10 protein-coding genes and 1 tRNA gene are annotated in these 14,903 nt (G+C 67.5%); 9 read left to right on the top strand and 2 right to left on the bottom strand.

Annotation, left to right across the window (positions count from 1 at the left end):
- Window positions 1-77 precede the first annotated feature (77 nt).
- The 3 genes from QH168_RS16935 (at window position 78) to cmrA (ending at window position 3,698) form a co-directional block, all read left to right on the top strand.
- A complete protein-coding gene (locus QH168_RS16935) occupies window positions 78-650 on the top strand; it encodes a PadR family transcriptional regulator (protein ID WP_280235625.1) in 573 nt (190 codons plus the stop codon).
- A gap of 21 nt (window positions 651-671) precedes the next feature.
- Complete coding sequence (locus tag QH168_RS16940; RefSeq protein WP_280235626.1) at window positions 672-2,708, top strand: NADPH-dependent 2,4-dienoyl-CoA reductase; 2,037 nt, start codon at window positions 672-674, stop codon at window positions 2,706-2,708.
- A gap of 186 nt (window positions 2,709-2,894) precedes the next feature.
- Window positions 2,895-3,698 (top strand): mycolate reductase, encoded by an 804-nt coding sequence (gene cmrA, locus QH168_RS16945; protein WP_280235627.1) that lies wholly within the window; start codon window positions 2,895-2,897, stop codon window positions 3,696-3,698.
- A 133-nt stretch (window positions 3,699-3,831) separates the two neighbouring features.
- Here cmrA and QH168_RS16950 read toward each other — a convergent pair whose 3' ends face one another.
- Window positions 3,832-4,797, bottom strand: coding sequence for a peptidase (locus QH168_RS16950; RefSeq protein WP_280235775.1), 966 nt, complete (start codon window positions 4,795-4,797; stop codon window positions 3,832-3,834).
- Window positions 4,798-5,140: 343 nt separating this feature from the next.
- Here QH168_RS16950 and lysA point away from each other — a divergent pair, with 343 nt between their 5' ends.
- Window positions 5,141-6,484, top strand: coding sequence for a diaminopimelate decarboxylase (gene lysA / locus QH168_RS16955; protein WP_280235776.1), 1,344 nt, complete (start codon window positions 5,141-5,143; stop codon window positions 6,482-6,484).
- 104 nt (window positions 6,485-6,588) lie between these two features.
- Here lysA and QH168_RS16960 read toward each other — a convergent pair whose 3' ends face one another.
- Window positions 6,589-8,364, bottom strand: a complete 1,776-nt coding sequence (locus QH168_RS16960) for a helicase HerA-like domain-containing protein (RefSeq protein ID WP_280235628.1) — start codon at window positions 8,362-8,364, stop codon at window positions 6,589-6,591.
- A gap of 315 nt (window positions 8,365-8,679) precedes the next feature.
- Between QH168_RS16960 and orn the strand changes: the two genes are divergently transcribed.
- The 5 genes from orn to QH168_RS16985 all read left to right on the top strand — a co-directional run bounded on the left by orn (window position 8,680) and on the right by QH168_RS16985 (window position 14,889).
- Window positions 8,680-9,321, top strand: a complete 642-nt coding sequence (orn, locus tag QH168_RS16965; protein ID WP_280235629.1) for an oligoribonuclease — start codon at window positions 8,680-8,682, stop codon at window positions 9,319-9,321.
- A 55-nt stretch (window positions 9,322-9,376) separates the two neighbouring features.
- Window positions 9,377-9,449 (top strand) — tRNA-His (locus tag QH168_RS16970).
- Window positions 9,450-9,537: 88 nt separating this feature from the next.
- Complete coding sequence (locus tag QH168_RS16975; protein WP_280235630.1) at window positions 9,538-10,023, top strand: Lrp/AsnC family transcriptional regulator; 486 nt, start codon at window positions 9,538-9,540, stop codon at window positions 10,021-10,023.
- Window positions 10,024-10,220: 197 nt separating this feature from the next.
- Window positions 10,221-13,703: an indolepyruvate ferredoxin oxidoreductase family protein gene (locus QH168_RS16980; RefSeq protein WP_280235631.1), complete on the top strand. Its 3,483-nt coding sequence runs from the start codon at window positions 10,221-10,223 to the stop codon at window positions 13,701-13,703.
- Between the two features lie 106 nt (window positions 13,704-13,809).
- A complete protein-coding gene (locus tag QH168_RS16985; RefSeq protein WP_280235632.1) occupies window positions 13,810-14,889 on the top strand; it encodes a Glu/Leu/Phe/Val dehydrogenase dimerization domain-containing protein in 1,080 nt (359 codons plus the stop codon).
- The last annotated feature ends 14 nt before the right edge of the window (window positions 14,890-14,903 follow it).

Consider the following 14,903-nt stretch of genomic DNA (forward strand, 5'->3'; position numbering starts at 1 on the left):
TACCATGAGCGACCCGGACCACACGGCCATATGCACCCAGTTGCATAGTACTTCGGGTATCGAATAATCTGTATCGTATGGCACTCGAGCACGCCCTGTTGGTATCGCTGACCGAACGTGCCGGTTCCGGGTACGAACTGGCCCGTCGGTTCGACAAATCGATCGGCTATTTCTGGAGCGCCACCCATCAGCAGATCTATCGGGTGCTGCGCCGGATGGAGGAATCCGGTTGGCTGCACAGCGAATCGGTCGCCCAGGCGGGCAGGCCGGACAAGAAGGTCTATTCGGTGAGCGAGGCCGGTCGCGCAGAACTGGCGCGCTGGATCGCCGAGCCCACCGAGATCGAACGACAACGCAATGAACTCTTCGTCAAGGTGCGCGCGGCGTCCTACGGCGATCTCGACACGCTGCGCGCCGAGGTCACCCGTCACCGCGAGGAGCACACCCATCGACTCGAGCTGTACCGGCTCATCGAGAAACGAGACTTCCCGGCGCCGGATCAGCTCACCGGCACCGGGCTGCACCAGTATCTGGTGCTCCGCGCAGGTATCCGCCTGGAGGCCGGATCCATCGAATGGTGCGACGAGGTCCTGCACGCCCTGCGATCGAATACCCCGCCACCGCCCCCGACAGCCCCGGGCGCGGACTGACGTCAGAAAGCGAGCCCGATCGTGCGATCGACCAGCTACCCCCATCTGTTCGAGCCCCTCGACCTCGGCCACACCACACTGCGCAATCGCGTGATCATGGGGTCGATGCACACCGGCCTGGAGGATCGAGCCTGGGACACCAACCGCCTGGCCGCCTATTTCGCCGAACGCGCGCGCGGCGGCGTCGGGCTCATCATCACCGGCGGTTACGCACCCAACCGGACGGGCTGGCTGCTGCCGTTCGGCGCCAAACTCACCAACAGGACCGAGGCCTACCGGCATCGGGTCATCACTCGCGCGGTGCACGCCGAAGGCGGCAAGATCGCCCTGCAAATCCTGCACGCGGGCCGGTATTCGTATATGCCGGGCAGTGTGTCGGCGTCCTCGATCAAGGCGCCGATCAATCCGTTCCGGCCGCGCAAACTCTCCGCCAAGGGTGTCGAGCAGACCATCGACGATTATGTGCGCTGCGCCGGGCTGGCCGAGTTCGCTGGTTATGACGGTGTCGAGATCATGGGCGGTGAAGGCTATTTCATCAACCAGTTCCTCGCACCGCGCACCAACAAGCGCACCGACAAATGGGGCGGTTCGGCGCAGAACCGGCGTCGACTCGCGGTCGAGATCGTGCGCCGCACCCGCGCCGCCGTGGGGCCGGATTTCATCATCGTGTTCCGGTTGTCCATGGCCGAGCTGGTGGAGAAGGGCCAGACCTTCGACGAGATCGTCGCGCTGGCACAGGAACTCGAAGCCGCTGGGGCCAGCATTCTCAATACCGATATCGGCTGGCACGAGGCTCGGGTGCCGACGATCGTGACATCGGTGCCGCGCGCCGCCTTCGTGGAATTCACCGCGAAGATCACCTCGCGGGTGAACATCCCGGTGTGCGCGTCGAATCGGATCAATATGCCCGAGATCGCCGAGGAGATCCTCACCCGCGGCGACGCCCAGCTGGTCTCACTGGCGCGCCCGTTCCTCTCCGACCCGGAATGGGTCAACAAGGCGGCGCAGAACCGGGCCGACGAGATCAATACCTGCATCGCCTGCAATCAGGCCTGCCTCGACCACGCCTTCCAGCACAAGACCGTCTCCTGCCTGCTCAACCCGCGCGCCGGGCACGAGACCGAGCTGAAACTGCTGCCCACTCGGCGCGCCAAGCGCATCGCGGTGGTCGGCGCGGGGCCCGCCGGACTGTCGGCGGCGGTGAATCTCGCCGAACGCGGGCATCGGGTGGACCTGTTCGAAGCCGAGGACAAGATCGGCGGCCAGTTCGATATCGCGCGGCGCATCCCCGGTAAGGAGGAGTTCGACGAGTCCATCCGGTACTTCACCCGCAAACTCGAACTCACCGGCGTCACCGTTCATCTCGGCACTCGCGTCACCGCGACCGAACTCGTCGATCGCCGCTACGACGAGGTGGTGTTGGCCACCGGTGTGCGCCCGCGCATCCCGAACATCCCCGGCATCGACCATCCGATGGTGCTGACCTACGCCGAACTGGTGCGCGAGGAGAAGCCGGTCGGCAAACGCGTCGCGGTGATCGGTGCGGGCGGTATCGGCTACGACGTCAGCGAATACCTCACCGTCGAGGGCCATCCCACGCTGAAGCTCGACGAGTGGAAGCAGGAATGGGGCGTCGATTCGGCCGATGAGCAGGTGCGCGGCCAGCTCGCCACGCCGCTCCCCTCCCCCGCCGCCCGCGATGTGGTGCTGCTGCAACGCAAGTCCGGGTCATTCGGCAAGAGCCTGGGCAAGACCTCCGGCTGGGTGCATCGAGCGGCGGTGAAGGCCAAGGGAGTCGAGCAGATCGGCGGTGTCAACTATGAACGCATCGACGACGCCGGACTGCACATCAGCTTCGGGGAGAAGCGGGAACGCCGACAGCTGATCCCGGTCGACAACGTGGTCATCTGCGCCGGTCAGGAATCGGTGCGTGATCTGGAAGACGACCTGCGCGCGGCCGGTGTGCATCCGCACCTGATCGGCGGCGCCGAACTCGCGGCCGAACTGGATGCCAAACGCGCCATCGACCAGGGCACGCGTCTGGCCGCGCGGTTGTGAACGCGGCGCGGCGCTCATCGACGGTTCGATGATGAGCCGATAGAGAGCAGCACACGATTGCCGCGTGGTCGCCCTACGCCCTCGACCTGCCTCGGGTGATGGGCGAAACCCGGCAGGACCGGCGGACGCCGTTTGCGGAACGCGGGCGGCGCGCGGTGGCCGATCGATGTCGCTTACGCTCATGGCGTGAGCCTGCCTGCCCCCACCGCCGACAATCGTGCCGTCGTCACCGGAGCCTCGTCCGGGATCGGAACCGCGCTGGCCGCCGAGCTGGCCATGCGCGGATATTCGCTGATCCTGGTGGCCCGCCGGGGCGATATCCTCGAGGAGCTGGCCCAGCGGCTGACCCTGGCCCATGGCATCACCGCCGAGGTACGCGCCGTCGACCTGGCGAACCGGGAGCAGCGAGCACCGCTGGTGGAGGAGCTGTCGGCGCGCAATATCGCCATCCTGTGCAATAACGCGGGTATCGCGACCTTCGGCGCGGTCGCCGACCTCGACCCCGCCTACGAGCGCGATCAGCTCGAACTCAACGCCGTCGCCGTGCACGACCTCACCCTCGCGGTGCTGCCCGGCATGATCGAACGCGGTGCGGGCGGCATCCTGATCAGCGGTTCGGCGGCGGGCAATATGCCGATCCCGAACAACGCCACCTACGCCGCGAGCAAGGCCTTCGCCAACACCTTCTCCGAATCGCTGCGCGGCGAACTCAAGGGCACCGGCGTCAATGTCACCCTGCTGGCGCCCGGCCCCGTCCGCACCGAAACCCCCGACCCCGCAGAAGCATCCATCGTCGACCGCATGGTCCCCGACTTCATGTGGGTCTCCTCCGAATCCACCGCCAAGGCCTCCATCGACGCCCTGGCCCGCAACAAGATGCGCATCGTCCCCGGGTTGATCTCCAAGGGCATGAGCGTCGCCGGTCAATACGGACCGCGCGCGGTCACGGCGCCGGTCGCCGGGGCGTTCTACAAGAAGCTGGGCAGCTGACCCGACGTCACGATCGTAGGCGGAGCCGATTGATCCATTCCACCTCGGGGAAACGGACATAACGCAGCGCGGCACCGCATCGCCGTCGCGTGTACCTCCCGACAAACCGCAGGCGGGCGCGGCCGAAGGCGCGTCACCGCGGCGGGAACAGAGTCAAGAGCTGGGTCATCACGTCTCTGGCGACGGCATCGGAGGCGGCGGAGACCTCGACGATCGGGACGCGGGGGCCGAACATGGTGCTGTCGGGAGGCAATTCGGGGCCGACCACCGCGGTGAAGATCGGGATGGTGTTGTCGTAGAGCGATACCGATCGGTGCACGATGTGGTCGCCGAAGCGTTCCTCGGTGCCGCCGGCCGCCACATGGGTGGGGACGCGGTATTCGTAGGTGACGGTGACGGTGTCGTCACGGTATCGGAACAGGCATTGGGTGAGGCGACGTTGATCGGTGTCGCCGGTGTCGGCCAGTTTCGCGCGGACCGCGCACGGGTCGGCGCCGAGCAGCACCGTCGGCACCGTATCGGGCGAGGTGCCCTGGGGCGGCGACTGCCGCCACCGGTCGATCATCCCCGGCAGCACCCCGTCGGCGACGGCGCACGGGTCCTGCCCCGGTGTCGTGAGACCCAGATAGAACGCCGCACCCGAGACGAACCGCGCCGTCGCGCCGCAGGAGCGCGGTGGCCCGTCGTCGCGATCGGGAACCAACCGCACACTCACATCACCGAGCTGTTTGCTGATGCCGCGCCCGGGAGCCAACTCCGGAAGCAGGGTCGCATGCCAGGTGAGAACGCTGTCCTCACCCGCGGTATCCCGGCCGAGCGTCGCGCGGCAGGAGTCGAGCCCAACCGCCACATCCCTGATATCCCCGAGATCGTCGAGCACATCCCGCGGCAGCAGCGAGCACACATCGATCTGCCGCGTCGCCTGCGCGACAGCGGCGTGCTGCTGGGCGGTGTCGGCGGGCGCCGACCAGAACTCGGGTGGCGGAGCGGGGATCACCGGCGCGGGCGGCGACGACGTCTCTGCCCGGTCGGCGACCTCATCACCGCAGCTCACGACCGAGAGCAGCACGACAGCGGCGAACGTGAGCGTCCGATACATCGTCACACCTGTCCTCCCAGCCGGACCTGAGCCGGATCGATGTCCGGCCACCGAGTCTGCCCGTATCGGCAATCGGTGCGCAAATACCTGTCCACGGACGTGGCGAGGTCCGATCGTTCGACCGCTGCCGAATGCGGTCCGCCCTGATCACACCGGGCCCACGCCGCCTGCCGACCGGCGACGGCCATCGGCTCCGGCATCGCGACTGGCGTCAACAGCTGGTCAGGATTGATGGGCGAGGGTGTCAAGGACTCGTCAGCGCGGTGCCCGGGCGCTCTGGCGCGGCGTAGTACTCGAGGTGGCCCCGCATACCGAGAAAGCGGGGGCGTCGCAGGAGAAGCTGGTGACGTTGCTCGAGATATTTCCGTCGTTGCGGACGGTGGTGCGGCCGCGGCTGGATTCGGCGGTGTGGCCGCAGGACACGCATTACGACGACGAGGGGCGGATCACCCTCGGTGGGGTGGCGCTGGCCGATATCGCCGATCAGTTCGGCACCGCCACGTATGTGCTGGACGAACAGGAGGTCAGGCAGCGGTGCCGCGCCTATCGCAAGCATTTCCCGGAAGCGGAGATCATCTATGCCGGGAAGGCGTTGATGATCCGGGCCGTGGCGCGGTGGGTGCGCGAAGAGGGTCTGTCGGTGGATGTGTGCTCGGGCGGTGAACTGGCCATCGCACTCGCCGCCGGGGTCGACCCGCAGCGGATCGTGCTGCACGGCAACGGGAAATCGAGCGAGGAACTCGCCACCGCGATCGACGCCGGTGTCGGCCGGATCGTGGTGGATTCGCTCACCGAGATCACCCTGCTCTCGGCGCTGGCCACTCGGCCGCAGCGGGTGCTGCTGCGCCTGTCGCCCGGTATCGACGTGCACGGGGACCCCGCGGTGCGCACGGGTGTGGTCGACCAGAAGTTCGGCTTCCCGCTCGGTGGCGCGACGGCCGCCGAAGCGGTGCAGCGCATCATGGCGCAGCCGAACCTCCAGCTGGTCGGCCTGCACTGTCACCTCGGCTCGCAGATCTACAACCCGGACTACTACGGGGAGGCCGTCCGGCGGTTGATCGGCGAAATGTCGTGGGTCCGGCACGAATACGACCACATCCTCACCGAACTGGATCTCGGTGGCGGTCACGCGGTGGCCTACCGCAGTGGCGACGCGGAGCTGAATCTGGCCGAGTTGGCCGACATCATCGATGACGCCCTCGACGCGGCCTGCGCCCGGCATCGGTTCCCCCGACCGGCCATCGCCATGGAGCCGGGCCGCGCGATCGTCGCGCGCGCCGGGGTGACGCTCTATCGAGTGCTGTCGGTGAAACACATCGACGGCGGGCGCACCTTCGTCACCGTCGACGGCGGTATGAACGACAACCCGCGCGTCGCGCTCTACGGCGCCGGGTACGAAGTGGTGGTGGCCGGTCGGCATCCACGCGGACCGCAGATGACGGCCACCGTCGCGGGCCGCTACTGCGAGGCGGGCGATATCGTCGCCACCGATATCCGGCTACCGGCCGATCTGCGTCCGGGTGAGGTGCTGGCCGTTCCGTGCACCGGCGCCTACCACCACAGCCTCGCCTCCTCCTACAACAGTGTCGGCCGCCCGCCGATCGTCGCCGTCCGCGATGGTCGCGTGCACGAACTGGTGCGCCGGGAAACCACCGCCGACCTCATGGCCCGCGATATCGGCGCCTAGCGCCTCGTGGTTCTCCGATAGCGGTAGCGGTGAATGCTCGCCGCTACCGGCCCACCGGCACCACAGACACGAGGTCGATACCCACACCGCGAACGGGCGTCGGCTCAGCGGCGCTTACGGGTACCGAACAGACTGCGGGAGATCTCACGGCCCGCGACCGTCGCCGCGGAGCGCAGGAAGCTCTTGACCGCGGGATTCTTCATGATGCGCTCCGCGGCCGAATCCTCGTCCGCACCGGGTGAACGGCCGGCGGCGGGTTCGGGTTCGACCGCGGGTTCGGCGGAGGCGACATCGGCCGCGAGCATCTCGTAGGCCGATTCCCGGTCCACGGTCTGCCCGTACTTGCCCTGCAACGCACTGGCCAACGCCCGCGACTTGATCGTGTCGGCGCCGATGGTGTCCATGAGCGAGCGCGGCGGCACGATCCTGGTCCACGCCACCGGGGTCGGCGCACCCCGCTCCGACAGCACGGTCACGATCGCCTCGCCGGTGCCGAGCGAGGTGAGCGCCTGCTCGAGATCGTAGGTATCGGTCTTCGGATAGGTGCGCACCGTCTTCGACAGCGCCTTCTGATCGTCGGGAGTGAATGCGCGCAACGCGTGCTGGACCCGCGCACCCAGCTGGGACAGCACCGGATTCGGGATATCGGTGGGCAACTGGGTACAGAAGAACACACCGACACCCTTGGATCGGATCAGTTTCACGGTCTGTTCCACCTGATCCAGGAAGGCCTTCGACGCGTCGGCGAACAACAGATGCGCCTCGTCGAAGATGAACACCAGCTCTGGTTTGTCCACATCACCGACCTCGGGCAGTGTGTGGAACAGATCGGCGAGCACCCACATCAAGAACGTGGAGAACATCGCGGGCCGCGCCGCCTGCGCGCCGAGTTCGAACAGGGTGATCACTCCCTGCCCGCCTTCGGTGCGCAGCAGATCGGACGGGTCGAGTTCCGGTTCGCCGAAGAAGGTGTCGCCGCCGTCGGCTTCCAGATTCACCAGCGCCCGCAGGATCACCCCGGCCGTCGCCGAGGACACACCACCGATCCCGTGCAGATCCGCCTTGCCCTCGGCGCTGGTGAGGTGCTGGATCACCGCGCGCAGATCCTTCAGATCGAGCAGGCCGAGGCCCTGTTTGTCGGCCCAGTGGAAGATCAGGCCGAGCGTGGATTCCTGGGTTTCGTTGAGCCCGAGCACCTTACCGAGCAGGATCGGACCGAATGAGGTGATGGTGGCCCGGATCGGTACGCCGATTCCGCCGGTGCCGAGCGAGACGAACTCGGTGGGGAATCCGGCGGGCGCCCAGTCGGTGGCACCGGTCTCCGCGGCTCGCTGGGCCAGCTTCTCGTTCTGTTCCCCCGGCTGCGACAGCCCGGACAGATCGCCCTTCACATCGGCCAGCACCACCGGAACCCCGGCGCGCGAGAGCTGTTCGGCGATGCCCTGCAAGGTTTTCGTCTTACCGGTTCCGGTGGCTCCCGCGACCAAACCGTGCCGATTCATCGTGCGCAGGGGAATCCGCACCCGCGCGGTGGGATCGACCGCCCCGTCGACGAGGACGGTGCCGAGTTCCAACGCCGCTCCCTCGGCCGCATATCCCGCCGCGATCGTGCGTGCCTTCGACGAGCCGGCATCTCCCGCATCGTCGGCCGGCTCGGCCGCTCCATCGTCGGCATTTGCGCTCGCCGACACATCACCCGCATCGGCGGATGCACCACCGGACTCCGCCGCACCACCCGACCCCGTTGCCGCGGTGTCCGTCCCGGCCGACGCGGCTTCGGCTTCAGCGGCCTCCGCCGCCGCGGCAGCCTCCGCCGCGACCCGTGCGGCTTCCTCGGCGGCCTTGCGCGCGGCCGCTGCCTTCTCCTGAGGGGTGGTCATCGCAGGTCCTCCTGTGTCGAGCGCATCGACCACACCGAGGTGATCGCGCCGAACACCACGCGATCGATCCGCCGAGTGGGCCTGTCCTTGCGTGCGGTGTTCCCGCCGCGGCAAACGCTGTTCGGGCAGAGCCGGACACGACCCGCGCGTGGTGGCGAACCACCGGCGGCGCCGCGCCGAACTGCCCACGACACGGTGGAGGTGGAGCACTACCGCGCCGAATACCTCGGGAACAGGGTATCGCCGCAACAGGCCGTGACCGGCGAAGTGAGGTAATCGGACACGCCCGGTTCCGCGCTGACTACTGTATGGCGAGTGTCCGACAAATTAGTGGTGTGGATGGATTGCGAGATGACCGGGCTGCGCCTGGACAGCGACAAGCTGATCGAGGTGGCCGCACTCGTGACCGACAGCGACCTCAACATCCTCGGCGACGGTGTCGATATCGTCATCCACGCCGATGACGAGGCCCTCGCCGCGATGCCGCCCGTGGTCGCCGACATGCACGCCCGCTCGGGCCTCACCGACGAGGTGCGCCGCTCCACGGTGACCCTGGAAGAAGCCGAGCAACAGGTGCTCGACTACATCCGTCAGTTCGCACCCACCCCGGGCACAGTGCCGCTCGCGGGCAATTCGATCGCCACCGACCGCGGCTTCCTCGCCCGCGATATGCCCGCCCTCGACAGCCATCTGCACTACCGGATGATCGATGTCAGCTCGATCAAGGAACTGTGCCGCCGCTGGTACCCGCGGATCTATTTCGGCCAGCCGGAAAAGGGCCTCACCCATCGCGCCCTCGCCGATATCAAAGAATCCATCCGCGAACTGGAGTACTACCGGCGCACCGCCTTCGTGGCCGCACCGGGCCCGTCCACCGCGGAGATCGCCACCGTCGCGGCCGAAGTATCCGGCCAGACGGAAAAGCCCCAGGTCAGCGACTCGCCGATAACCGATTAGCTCCGAGAGGGGTTGACGCGCTACTATCGACCGCGCCGGTGTCACACCGGCGATGGTGAGTGTAGTTCAGTTGGTAGAGCACCAGGTTGTGATCCTGGCTGTCGCGGGTTCGAGTCCCGTCACTCACCCCGAAGAGATCGGGCCCGGAAGAATTCTTCCGGGCCCGATCTCTTTTTTCGACCCGAACCCACCGCCCACACCATGCGAGAATGCGGCATGAGCATCAAGATCGACGCACTCGACTCCGCGCTGCTCGCCGAGCTGGCCGCCGACCCGCGCGCGCCGATCCTCGAACTCGCCCAACGCCTCGGCATCGCCCGCAACACCGTCCAGGCCAGGATGAAACGGCTCGAAACATCCGGCGCGGTCCGCGGATACCCACCCGACGTCGACGTACAGGCCATCGGATACGCCGTGCACGCCTTCCTCGGTATCGAACTCGACCAGAACAAGATGAACGACATCGTCGAAGCGCTGCGCGACTTCCCGCACGTCCTCGAAGTACACGCCACCACCGGACGCGGCGACCTGCTCGTCCGCATCGCCGCACGCTCACAGCAGGACCTGCTCGAGATCATCCAGCGGGTCCACGCCATCCCCGGCGTCAAACACACCGAGACGATGCTGGCGCTGGCCACACCGATCGAATACCGATGCCTGCCGCTCGTCGAACACCTGACGAAAAGCCCCGACACCCGATGATGTGACTCAGATCTCTCTACGCTCGAGCAGAATGACACATCGTGAATAGTGCGCTAGATCACTTTTGATCAGATTGATCAACCTTTCTCCCGACTGTTGACACAGATCACCCTTCCACGGCAGATTTCGCTGCACCGAACGCAGTTCCCTTCGTGTGCGGCTCACAATCTGGGTTGCCGAAAGAGTGGTGAGGTGTCATGACGACCGTTGCCTGTCCGACCTGTCTGCCGCAGGCCGAGCCGACCTCGCCGTACGACCTCGCCGACCGCTACCGCTCCGGCGCCGGACCGGTCCTGCTCACCGGCGTACAGGCCATCGCGCGGCTGCTGGTCGAACAGCATGTGCGCGATATCCGTGCGGGCCGCCGCGTCGCGACATTCGTCTCCGGTTATCAGGGCAGCCCGCTGGGCGGGGTGGACAAGATGCTGTTCGGTATGCCGGAGGTGCTCGCCGAACACGACATCACCTTCGTACCCGGCCTCAACGAGGAACTCGCCGCCACCTCGGTCTGGGGCAGCCAGGCCGAACTGCCCGCGGGCCGCGCGACCCATGACGGCGTCGTCGGGGTCTGGTACGGCAAGGGTCCAGGGGTGGATCGCGCGACCGACGCCATCCGGCACGCCAACATGTACGGCGTCAACCCGCGCGGCGGGGTCCTGCTGCTGGTCGGCGACGATCCGGCCTCGAAGTCCTCGACCGTGCCAGCGGTGAGCGAGCGGTCACTGGCCGCGATGGGCGTCCCGGTGTTGTTCCCGCGCAACGCCGAAGAGATCATCACCATGGGTATGCAGGGTGTGGCGCTGTCGCGGGCCTCCGGCTGCGTGGTGGCGATGAAGATCGTGGCCGATGTCGCCGATGGTGCGTGGACCGTCGACGCCTCGGTCGCCGACCGACCGCTCACCATCCCCGACGTGCAGTGGGAAGGAAAGCCTTTCGTCTACCGGCAGCGGCCGATGGCCGCGCCCTCCGACAGCGTGCTCGCCGAGGCGGATCTGTACGGTCCGCGCTGGGAGATGGTCCGTGCATACGGCGCGGCCAACGATCTCGACGTCATCGAGGTCGATCCGGCCGAGGCCAGGATCGGCCTTGCCGCCACCGGCACGACCTTCGACGCGGTCCGCCAGGCCCTGCTCGACCTCGGGGTCGACGAGGCCGCCATGCATCGCGCCGGCATCAGGCTGCTGCGGATCGGGATGCCCTATCCCGTCGGAGCATCCGCGGTGACGGAATTCGCGCGCGGTCTCGAACAGCTGATCGTGGTCGAGGACAAGACGGCGTTCATCGAAACCCAGATCCGCGAGATCCTCTACGGCACCGCCGACGCCCCGCGGATCCTCGGCAAACATGATGAGCGCGGCGCCCGGCTCATGCCGGTCGACGGCGAACTGACCGCGGGCCGGCTACTCGGCCCGCTGCGCCGGCTACTGCGGGATCGGGTCGAACTGAAACGAGCGGCGCCACCACCGCTGACGCTGGAAGTGCTCTCCGCCAAGCGGACCCCGTACTTCTGTAGCGGATGCCCGCACAACCGCTCCACCGCGCTGCCCGAGGGATCGATCGGTGGCGGCGGTATCGGCTGCCACACCCTGGTCACCCTCTCCGGGCGCAACGACAGCGCCGTCACCGGCCTCACCCAGATGGGCGGTGAGGGCAGTCAGTGGATCGGCCAGGCGCCGTTCACCGATGTGCCGCATCTGTTCCAGAACATCGGTGACGGCACCTTCTTCCACTCCGGCCAGCTCGCGGTGCAGGCCTGCGTCGCGGCGGGAGTGAACATCACCTACAAGCTGCTCTACAACGAGGTCGTCGCGATGACCGGCGCCCAGGACGTGGAGGGCGGCCTCACCGTCGCGCAGCTGACCCATAAGCTCACCATCGAGGGCGTGCGCCAGATCATCATCTGCGCCGACGAACCGAAACGGCACAAGAAGAAGGCCCTGGCCAAGGGCACCCTGCTGTGGCATCGCGACCGGCTCGACGAAGCACAGAAGCTGTTGCGCGAGATCGAGGGCGTCACGGTGCTGATCTATGACCAGCACTGCGCGGCCGACGCCCGCAGACAACGCAAACGCGGCACGCTGCCGGTGCGCAACACCCGTGTCGTGATCAACGAGGCGGTCTGCGAAGGATGCGGTGACTGCGGCACCAAATCCAACTGCCTGTCCGTGCAGCCGGTCGACACCGAGTTCGGTCGCAAGACCCGCATCGATCAGACCTCCTGCAATACCGATTACAGCTGCCTCGACGGCGACTGCCCGTCATTCGTGACCGTCGAACTCACCCCGCAGAACAAGACCAGGAAACCAGGGACCGCTCGCCGGACTGTCGAGCCGCCCGCGGTGGCCGAACCGGGTCTCGGCGTTCCGGAGGGCACCCAGAATGTACTCATCGCCGGGATCGGCGGTACCGGCATCGTCACGGTGAACCAGGTGCTCGCCACCGCCGCTCTGCGCGCCGGTTACGACGTGGAAAGCCTCGACCAGATCGGGATGAGCCAGAAGGCGGGCCCGGTGGTGTCGCATCTGCGGTTCTGCGCGAATGGGCTCGAACCGTCCAACCGGCTCACCCCCGGCAGCGCCGACTGCATCATGGCCATCGATCTGCTCACCGCCACCGATACCCGGTATCTCCAGTACGGCGATGCGGCGAAGACCGTGGCGGTGGCCTCGACGAGCCCGACCCCCACCGGCGATATGGTCTACGACAAGTCGGTGACCTATCCCGATACGGATGGGCTGCTGGATCGCCTTGCCGCGGTATCGAACTCGGTCAGCCACTTCGACGCGCTGGCCGCGGCGCAGACGCTGTTCGGGAATACGGCGGCGGCCAACTTCCTGATCGTCGGCGCGGCCGTCCAGTCCGGGGGGCTTCGCCTGCCCGCCGCGGCGGTCGAGGAGGCCATCGGGATCAACGGTGTCGCGGTGGACAGCAATATCGCGGCCTTCCGTTGGGGACGCGTCGCCGTCGCGGACCCGGTGACGTTCGCCGCGGCCGTCGATGAGGGGCGGCCGCGGCGTACTCCGCCGGTGGCGCCCGCGGAACTGCTGGCGCACACCGGTTTCGAGGGTGAGGTACGGCGACTTGTCGAGCGGCGGGCGGCGGAGCTGATCGGCTACCAGAACGTCGAGGTGGCGCGGCGCTACGTCGAGACTGTCGAGCACGTCTGGTCGGCCGAGCGTGCCGTCACCGAGCGCACCGACTTCAGCGAGGCGGTGGCGCGCGGGCTGTACAAGTTCACCGCCTACAAGGACGAGTACGAGGTGGCGCGGCTGCTGGTCGATCCGGCATTCCTCGACGAGGTGCGGGCGCAGGTGCCCGGCGGCGAGAAGCTCACCTACAAACTGCATCCGCCGATGCTGCGCGCAATGGGTCGGCGCAAGAAGATCGGCCTCGGGCCGAAATCACATCTGGCGCTGAAACTGCTCGCGAAGGGCAAGGTGCTGCGCGGCACCCGGCTCGACCCGTTCGGCTACGCCCACGTCCGGAAGGTGGAGCGCGCACTGCTCGCCCACTACACCGAGATGGTGTGCCGGCTCGCCGACGGCCTGACCGGCGACACCTACGACATCGCGATGAAAGCCGCCGAGCTGCCGGATGTGGTGCGCGGCTACGAGGACGTCAAGCTCGGCAATGTCGAGCTGTACTGGGCCGGCCTGCGCGAACTCGGTATCGAACACTGATCCGGCTCGGACGCACTGAAACCGCCGCAGACCCGCGGCGTCACCGAGCCGCGGGAGCGGTAGTCCACCAGACACCGCTCCCCGGCACCACCGAAAGGAATCGACAGTGACAGTTCTGCACCCCGAGGCAGGAGTCTTCGGCCGCTCACACGGGCTCAGTTCCCGCGGCCACGAACAGGTCGTGTTCTGCGAGGACGACACCACCGGCCTGCGGGCGATCATCGCGATCCATTCGACGGCACTGGGCCCCGCGCTCGGCGGCACCCGCTTCTATCCGTACGCCGACGAGTCAGCGGCGCTACAGGATGTGCTGCGACTGTCCTGGGGAATGACCTACAAGGCGGCCGCCGCCGGGGTCGATCTGGGTGGTGGCAAGGCCGTCATCATCGGTGATCCGGCGATCGATAAGAGCGAGGCGCTGCTCGCGGCGTACGCGCGCTTCGTCGAGACGCTCGGCGGCCGCTACATCACCGCGGGCGATGTCGGCACCAACACCGACGATCTCGACGTCATCGGCAGGCACACCCGCCACGTCACCGGACGTAGCACCGCGGCGGGCGGCTCCGGCGACAGCGCCCGACTCACCGCGCTCGGAGTGTTCCACTCCATGCGCGCGGGCGCCGAATCCGTGTGGGGCGCACCGACACTCGCCGGTCGCACCGTCGGCGTCGAAGGTGTCGGCAAGGTCGGACGTGAACTCATCGCACTACTGCTCGCCGACGGCGCCGAGGTGTGCGTGGCCGATGTGAACGAGGCCGCGATGCGGCGCGTGGCGCAGCAACATCCGTCCGTGCGCCTGCTCGGCGCGGTGGCGACCGCCCCGGTCGATGTCTACGCGCCGTGCGCGCTCGGCGCCACCCTCACCACCGACAGTGCCGAGGCCATCGAAGCCAAGCTCGTCTGCGGCGCGGCCAACAACCAGCTCGCCGACCCAGGCGTGGAACAGACATTGAACGACCGTGGCATCACCTGGGTGCCCGACTTCGTCGCCAACGCCGGCGGACTCATCCAGGTGGCAGGCGAACTCAGAGCCGCCGCACCCGCCGAGATCGAATTCGAGGTGGCCGACATCTTCGATCGGTGCCGCGACATCATCGCCACCGCGCTGGCCGAGGGCATCGGCACCGGCGCGGCCGCGAATCGGTTCGCCGAGCGTCGCCTCGATGCCATCCCGCGGTCACTCTGACGGCGCCGCGGATG

The sequence above is a fragment of the Nocardia cyriacigeorgica genome, from assembly GCF_029868385.1.
Taxonomy (GTDB): Bacteria; Actinomycetota; Actinomycetes; order Mycobacteriales; family Mycobacteriaceae; genus Nocardia; species Nocardia cyriacigeorgica_F.

Excerpts from the sequence above, each read along its gene's own strand:
- QH168_RS16960 (WP_280235628.1), bottom strand. The coding sequence starts at position 8,364 with ATGACCACCCCTCAGGAGAAGGCAGCGGCCGCGCGCAAGGCCGCCGAG.
- QH168_RS16980 (WP_280235631.1), top strand. The coding sequence starts at position 10,221 with ATGACGACCGTTGCCTGTCCGACCTGTCTGCCGCAGGCCGAGCCGACC.
- QH168_RS16975 (WP_280235630.1), top strand. The coding sequence starts at position 9,538 with ATGAGCATCAAGATCGACGCACTCGACTCCGCGCTGCTCGCCGAGCTG.
- QH168_RS16935 (WP_280235625.1), top strand. The coding sequence starts at position 78 with ATGGCACTCGAGCACGCCCTGTTGGTATCGCTGACCGAACGTGCCGGT.
- QH168_RS16950 (WP_280235775.1), bottom strand. The coding sequence starts at position 4,797 with ATGTATCGGACGCTCACGTTCGCCGCTGTCGTGCTGCTCTCGGTCGTG.